Raw genomic sequence first — 6,703 nt, 5'->3', positions numbered from 1 at the left:
TCAGTATTGGTGACAGACCACCACAAGTATCCAACCTCAATTCTGTTCACAAGACCATCGTTGATGTTCTCGGCGAGCGATACCGTCGAATTTATTCTTAAAGTAGGTGCGGAATGACGGATATATATAAAAAGTTACAAATCAACGATCTAAAACAAACCAGATTTAAAAGAATAATTTAAAATAAGAAAACTCCACCATTAACTAAGAATTTTCCATATTAATTTACAGAGCTGCACCAAAATAGACACTGCAAAAATGTTATCAACACATTCAATAACGGAACAAATTGACAATACTTTAGCAGTAGCAAATCCAACAATTTTTACCTGCCACACGGAGAAAAATGGCATCGTAGTCATCGTGGGTATTCGTCGCATTATCATCATACCGATCAGTATCCATGCCTATCGTTTGCAAATCATCCACCTAAATTTACGATACGCGTCGCGCATGAAGAGGCTGGTATCAGAATCAGATACATTTTCCACTACTGCTTTGATAACCTTCCGGATAGCGAACCTCTGTGGGTGAATCCCTCCGGGGGGAAGTGGTAAGATATACCGTACCCTGGAGTAGAAATGTTGCTGGAAGGGTCTTTTGGTTTAAGCAAATGCTTGCAGCATAAGTGGCTTGTCCATTGAATCCCCAATAGCTAAAAATGAGTAAGACAGAGATGAATGAACCTATCGAGAAGGATTTCACCGACCATACGCCCATGATGCAGCAGTATTTCAGGCTAAAGGCGCAGCATCCTGACATCCTGCTGTTTTACCGCATGGGCGACTTTTATGAGTTGTTTTACGATGATGCCAAACGTGCGTCACAGCTATTGGATATTTCGCTCACCAAACGCGGTGCTTCAGCCGGTGAACCCATCCCCATGGCAGGCGTTCCGCACCACGCGGTTGAAAACTACCTGGCAAAACTGGTGCAGCAAGGCGAATCCGTCGCCATCTGCGAACAAATTGGCGATCCAGCGACCAGCAAAGGCCCCGTAGAGCGCAAAGTGGTACGTATCGTCACCCCAGGGACGATCAGCGACGAAGCGCTGTTGCAGGAAAAGCAGGACAATCTTTTAGCCGCCATTTGGCAGGATGGGCGTGGCTTTGGCTATGCCACATTGGATATCAGCTCCGGGCGTTTTCGCGTTATGGAGCCGGCCGATGAAGAGACCATGGCGGCAGAGCTGCAACGCACCAATCCTGCGGAGTTGCTTTACCCGGAATCGTTTGGTGCCGCTCATTTGATCGAGCATCGCCATGGGTTGCGCCGCCGTCCGCTGTGGGAATTTGAGTTGGAAACCGCACGGCAGCAGCTCAATATGCAGTTTGGCACACGCGACCTGATAGGGTTTGGGGTAGAACAGGCGAAACTGGCGCTGCGTGCCGCTGGCTGCCTGCTACAGTATGCCAAAGATACCCAGCGAACCTCACTGCCACATATCCGCAGCATCACCATGGAACGCCAACAAGACGGCATCATTATGGATGCCGCCACGCGTCGTAATCTGGAGCTGACACAGAATCTGGCAGGCGGCGTCGAAAATACGCTTGCCGCCATTCTGGATTGCACCGTCACTCCGATGGGCAGTCGTATGCTTAAGCGCTGGCTGCATATGCCCACGCGTGACAGACAAGCGCTAACGCAACGCCAGAGCACCATTCGCGCGTTGCAGCCACTGGCGGAAGCACTCCAGCCGCCATTGCGACAGATTGGCGACCTGGAGCGTATTTTGGCTCGTCTGGCGCTGCGTACCGCCCGACCGCGCGATCTGGCGCGGATGCGCCATGCATTTCACCAGTATCCTGCCATCCATGCGCTGCTGGCAGAAAGCACCGAAGACTATGTCCAACAGCTTTCTCAGCATGTTCATCAGTTTGACGAGCTGTGCGCACTGTTGGAACGTGCCGTGGTGGAAGCGCCACCGGTGCTGGTGCGCGATGGTGGTGTGATCGCCAGCGGCTATAACGCCGAACTGGATGAATGGCGTGCGCTGGCTGACGGTGCCAGCGATTACCTCGATCGTTTGGAGATACGTGAGCGCGAAAAACTGGGGCTTGATACCCTCAAAGTCGGGTTTAACGGCGTGCACGGTTATTACATCCAAGTGAGCCGCGGACAGAGCCATTTGGTGCCGATTCACTATGTACGCCGCCAAACGCTGAAGAATGCCGAACGCTACATTATTCCTGAATTGAAAGAGTACGAAGATAAAGTGCTCACTTCCAAAGGCAAGGCGCTGGCGCTGGAAAAAGCCCTGTACGACGACTTGTTTGACCAACTGTTGCCACACCTTGAGGCATTGCAACAAAGTGCCGCCGCGTTGGCAGAACTTGATGTTCTCACCAACCTGGCAGAACGAGCAGATACGCTGAATTATGTGTGCCCGACGCTGAGTGAACTGCCAGGGTTAAAAATTGAAGGGGGCCGCCATCCGGTGGTGGAGCAGGTGTTGAGCGAGTCGTTTATTGCCAACCCGCTGTCGCTCACACCGCAGCGTCGTATGCTGATCGTTACCGGCCCGAACATGGGCGGTAAGAGTACCTATATGCGTCAGGCCGCGCTGATCGTGCTGATGGCCCATATTGGCAGCTTTGTACCTGCTGATAAGGCCACCATTGGGCCAGTTGATCGCATATTCACACGCATTGGTGCCGCAGACGATCTCGCCTCTGGGCGTTCCACGTTCATGGTGGAGATGACGGAGACCGCCAACATTCTGCACAATGCCACCGCCAACAGCCTGATATTGATGGATGAAATTGGGCGTGGCACATCGACCTATGATGGTTTATCCCTGGCCTGGGCCTGTGCGGAAAATCTGGCGCAGCGCATCAAGGCCATGACATTGTTTGCAACCCATTACTTTGAATTAACCCATTTGCCAGAAAAAATGGAAGGCGTTGCGAATGTGCATCTGGATGCACTGGAGCACGGTGACACCATCGCGTTTATGCACAGCGTTCAGGAGGGGGCCGCCAGCAAGAGCTACGGCCTCGCCGTTGCCGCACTGGCGGGCGTGCCCAAAGAGGTGATTAAACGCGCGCGGCAAAAGCTTAAAGAGCTGGAATCACTTTCCAATCACGCCTCTGCCAGCCATGTGGATGGTGCGCAACTGGCGTTGTTAACCAGTGAAGAGCCCGCTCCGGCGGTCGAAGCACTGGAAGCGCTGGATCCCGATACGTTAACGCCGCGTCAGGCGCTGGAATGGCTGTATAAACTGAAAGCGATGGTATAACTTTTCATGGCAAGCGGCCTTTCTCAGGAAGGCCGCTTTTTATCCGGTCGCTTTAGTATTGTTACTCGTTACAGTGGTTTTGCGCTTTCATCTGAAATGGCGCACTGCTCGGGACCAGGCTTTTTACCTCCATCCCCTCTTCCATCGAAGGCACAACGGCAAAATGCGCGCTGAAGGTAAGCAGCACCGCGTCTCCCGATGATTTACGGACCTGTAAATAGCGTTTTTCCATCACGATATTGTTTACCACCGGGTAGGTGACACCGGTAAAACAATCAGCAAACACCGCCGCATCGGCCATATAGCGGTACAAACCTCGCATTGCCATCGGGGTAGTCGGCAATGGCGCTTTGGTCGCCGTCAGACGATAGGTGTTTGACGATACAATCGGCGCACCGTCTCGATCGAGCATTTCCAGACCATTCTCCAGCGGTCTGAAATAACTTTTTTCGCCTTGCACATCGGTGAGCACAAGCTTATCCGCCGTGCGCGCCCATTTGCCATAGGTGGCAAATGGGCGATTGCCAGGGCGATCGGTTTGATAATGATGTTGCAGTATGAACGTGCCATTTTCAGCCAGGAATAATGAAGTATCGATACCGGCACAATCTGCACAAGGCAATACACCACGATAACTCTGCGCCATGGGTTGCAATGCTTCCTCACGCACTGGCTTGGGCGTATGACATCCCATCAACCCTGCTGCCACAAAAACCAGTAGTAAGCCAAGCGCCATTTTTTTCACGCTATTCTCCTCCCCACCTTCTCCTGTCACCCAGGATCATGACGATTATTGGGCTGGTTGCCAATCGGCAAAGGTAATTTCCAGATTATTCTTATCATCAGACAACCACACCGAACGATCCTGAAGGGTTGCCTGTAACAGGCATCGTGCGCTGTGCCATTGCAGCCAACGCCTGCAATTGGCGATCGTCTAAAAAACGGACGGCAAGATTGCGATACGACCGCAACTTTTGCTCCATCGATTGCCACCAGACATGGGCCGCTCGCTCACCATAGACATAGAGCACAACGTTGGGAGACTGGTTGCAGGCTTTTTTGAGCCGGCGCTCATCTGGCAGCCCCAATTCAATCCACAGTTTCAGCGCCAGTGTATCATCACGCAACCAGATTTCCGGTTCGTCATCGGCACATAACCCCTTGGTGAAGCGTAAATTTTCATCCGCATGACAGATCCACGCCAGCAGTCGCAGCATCATACGCTGTTCAGTTTCTGAGGGGTGCTGCGCCAAGGTCAAATTGGCATCGTAAAAAAAAAAGAGCGGTCCAAATCCGCAATGTTCACTGCTGCTTTATAAATCGTTGCTTTTAATGCCATCCGATACCTCTTCTCCGTCTGCAACCAGTGTACCTTGAGAACCGGTGAGACGCACAGCATACCGATAGCAATTCAGAAAACAGACCGGTCGCAGCTTCAAATCTACTGCGTAAAAAGGGTAAAATTGTGCGCTAACTGAAGCATTGCTTAACACCGGAATGCTGATATCCTGCTGATGCCTATGCTATAGTCATTTTGATAACGAATACTTATTTTCGTGGGATTATCTCCCCTTATCAGCAAAAAACGAGGCCATCGCGGCGACAACAGGCACAAAAGCCTACGGCGGTGGGCTTCCAAGGGAGGATATTGTGCAGCAACATTCTGAATTGGTTCGTCGTTTATACGCGGAGATCGCCAGCGGCAATCTGGGCTACATACCCGATGCATTAGGTTGTGTTTTGCAAACTCTGGATGGGATCGCAGCCAATGGCGACTTGCCGTCCACCGTCAGGGAACAGGCGGCCTTCGCCGCAGCTAACTTATTGGTGAGCGATTATGTCAATGAGTAACGAATATCAACCCATCAATTGTGATGATTACGATAGCCTTGAGGCTACGTGCCAGCAACATCTGACGCTGACGCTAGAGTTGCGCAGCGGTGAAACCCTCACAGGCAAGGCCAAGGATATTGTCTCGCGCAAGCAAGTGGAATATCTGGTGGTGGAAGAAAATGGCGCACTGCGAGAATTGCGTCTGGATCATATCGTGAGCTTCAGTAATCCAGGTATCGGCAAAGTGGTGGTGAGTGAATCCTGATTGGTCACACAACCAACACGCGATACAACATTTAGTCAACGGACAACCCAGGTTGTCCGTTTTGCTTCCAAGATAAAATACCCAATATTTGCTGTAGCTCACATGAAAAAATACGCCTCCCAGTAAATACCCGAGTGACAAAAAACCGCTCTCAGATAAATCTATAGATGAAAGTAAGTCAGGCAATTTATTCGAGGAGGTTCTATGTGTATCGCTGGATTAAGTCAGGCTAACCCTTTCAATTCAATGAATAACTATCAGCCATTAAACCAGAGTCAAGATTCGATCGTCATGGGGACATCTTCGCAGATAAATCCCGATAAAACAGTGTGGCCACAAAAATTACTGCATGTCAGTAATATCAGTAATACATTCACCAGAAAGAAATGGGAGAAGTTCCCCGCATTGCAGACTGCGCTAATCGAAACGAATTATTACCGACATTTTTCTAGTGACGTTAACACCCATGAAAAAATCTTACAGTGCAGGGAAAAGCTCGGTAAAATCGATCTTGATGTTGTGAGAGAAATCTTAGCGCTGCACCATGACGAATCAGCGTCAAATCACATCTCCCCTGAATTGAAAATAAAAATAAAAGAAATTGAAGACACTGCGGATTTGTTCTTCAATACCTTGTCAGACATCAGGAAGAGCGACAGAATCATCCATGGTGAAGCATCTCAAAAAAGCTTTTTCTCTAGGCGAGTGGTGGTGGGAATAGCCCTTTCAATCGTCGGTATGGCGTTGGCAGCTACCGCATTTGTTTTGCCTATAGCCATTCCGGCACTGGTTATTTCAGCACCGCTATTGTTGAGTGCTCTGCGTGGATTAGGGTTGTTGGTTTCCTGCACCGATGGGTCACTGAATATTCGTGATGCAATAAATAAGTGCTACCAAAAGTCGAAGAAAACGGAATCCATTGAATTCACAGACGCTTTTGCAAAATTACACGATTATTTGAATGAGATTAAATTCATCGGTATAACAAGTTTGGCCGCAAGAAATGCAGAATCCCTGAACGGGCACAATGCGTTACTTCCTGATACATCAGAACAACAAAAAAGTATCCAGCAGGAAATCACACGACAGTTAGAAGCGACAATACAGCCGTTACGAGCAGAAATAGAGAAATTGAGGCAGCAGCTTAACACGCAGCCCCAAATAGCAACCGCCCACATCTGAAACAGGCTTACCATTTATCGCTTTGCCCATGAATTGGGTAGTCAGCAGCCTGAATAGGGCTTTGTTGAATAAATCAGAACTTGTAACGACTGTGCCCCATCGGGTCGATTGTTACGTGATGCGAATACTGTTCGGCATTCCTAATAGCGTGATCCGGTTAAGCGCTTTGACCATCGCCATGG

The 6,703-nt window shown here is 49.8% G+C and carries 5 protein-coding genes and 2 pseudogenes; 4 read left to right on the top strand and 3 right to left on the bottom strand.

From position 1 onward, the window contains the following. The first annotated feature begins 676 nt into the window (after positions 1–676). A complete protein-coding gene (gene mutS, locus ACTBDZ_RS13495; RefSeq protein ID WP_438815702.1) occupies positions 677–3,241 on the top strand; it encodes a DNA mismatch repair protein MutS in 2,565 nt (854 codons plus the stop codon). A gap of 61 nt (positions 3,242–3,302) precedes the next feature. Here the strand turns inward: mutS and nlpE are convergent, their stop codons facing one another. After that, the gene (gene nlpE, locus ACTBDZ_RS13490) at positions 3,303–3,986 is read right to left on the bottom strand and encodes an envelope stress response activation lipoprotein NlpE (RefSeq protein ID WP_438815701.1); all 684 of its coding nucleotides are present in this window, start codon (positions 3,984–3,986) and stop codon (positions 3,303–3,305) included. Positions 3,987–4,031: 45 nt separating this feature from the next. After that, positions 4,032–4,580, bottom strand: a pseudogene (locus ACTBDZ_RS13485) (YaeQ family protein). A 311-nt stretch (positions 4,581–4,891) separates the two neighbouring features. Between ACTBDZ_RS13485 and ACTBDZ_RS13480 the strand changes: the two are divergent. The 3 genes from ACTBDZ_RS13480 (at position 4,892) to ACTBDZ_RS13470 (ending at position 6,521) form a co-directional block, all read left to right on the top strand. Then, positions 4,892–5,092: a YaeP family protein gene (locus ACTBDZ_RS13480; protein ID WP_222158376.1), complete on the top strand. Its 201-nt coding sequence runs from the start codon at positions 4,892–4,894 to the stop codon at positions 5,090–5,092. Continuing rightward, complete coding sequence (gene rof / locus ACTBDZ_RS13475; RefSeq protein WP_222158377.1) at positions 5,079–5,339, top strand: Rho-binding antiterminator; 261 nt, start codon at positions 5,079–5,081, stop codon at positions 5,337–5,339. Before ACTBDZ_RS13480 ends, rof begins: the two co-directional genes overlap by 14 nt. 204 nt (positions 5,340–5,543) lie before the next feature. Further along, entirely contained in the window at positions 5,544–6,521 is a 978-nt protein-coding gene (locus ACTBDZ_RS13470) for a hypothetical protein (protein WP_438815700.1), read from the top strand. A gap of 111 nt (positions 6,522–6,632) precedes the next feature. On the opposite strand, the pseudogene ACTBDZ_RS13465 reads toward ACTBDZ_RS13470, so the two are convergent. Beyond that, positions 6,633–6,703: pseudogene (locus ACTBDZ_RS13465) on the bottom strand (surface-adhesin E family protein); the annotation flags it as partial.

The organism is Symbiopectobacterium sp., assembly GCF_051710365.1.
GTDB lineage: Bacteria > Pseudomonadota > Gammaproteobacteria > Enterobacterales > Enterobacteriaceae > Symbiopectobacterium.
The sequence above is the reverse complement of the archived record's forward strand: the minus strand, read 5'-3'. Positions and strand labels throughout refer to the sequence as shown.

Coding starts and splice junctions, on each gene's coding strand:
- mutS (WP_438815702.1), top strand. CDS start 677: ATGAATGAACCTATCGAGAAGGATTTCACCGACCATACGCCCATGATG.
- rof (WP_222158377.1), top strand. CDS start 5,079: ATGTCAATGAGTAACGAATATCAACCCATCAATTGTGATGATTACGAT.
- ACTBDZ_RS13470 (WP_438815700.1), top strand. CDS start 5,544: ATGTGTATCGCTGGATTAAGTCAGGCTAACCCTTTCAATTCAATGAAT.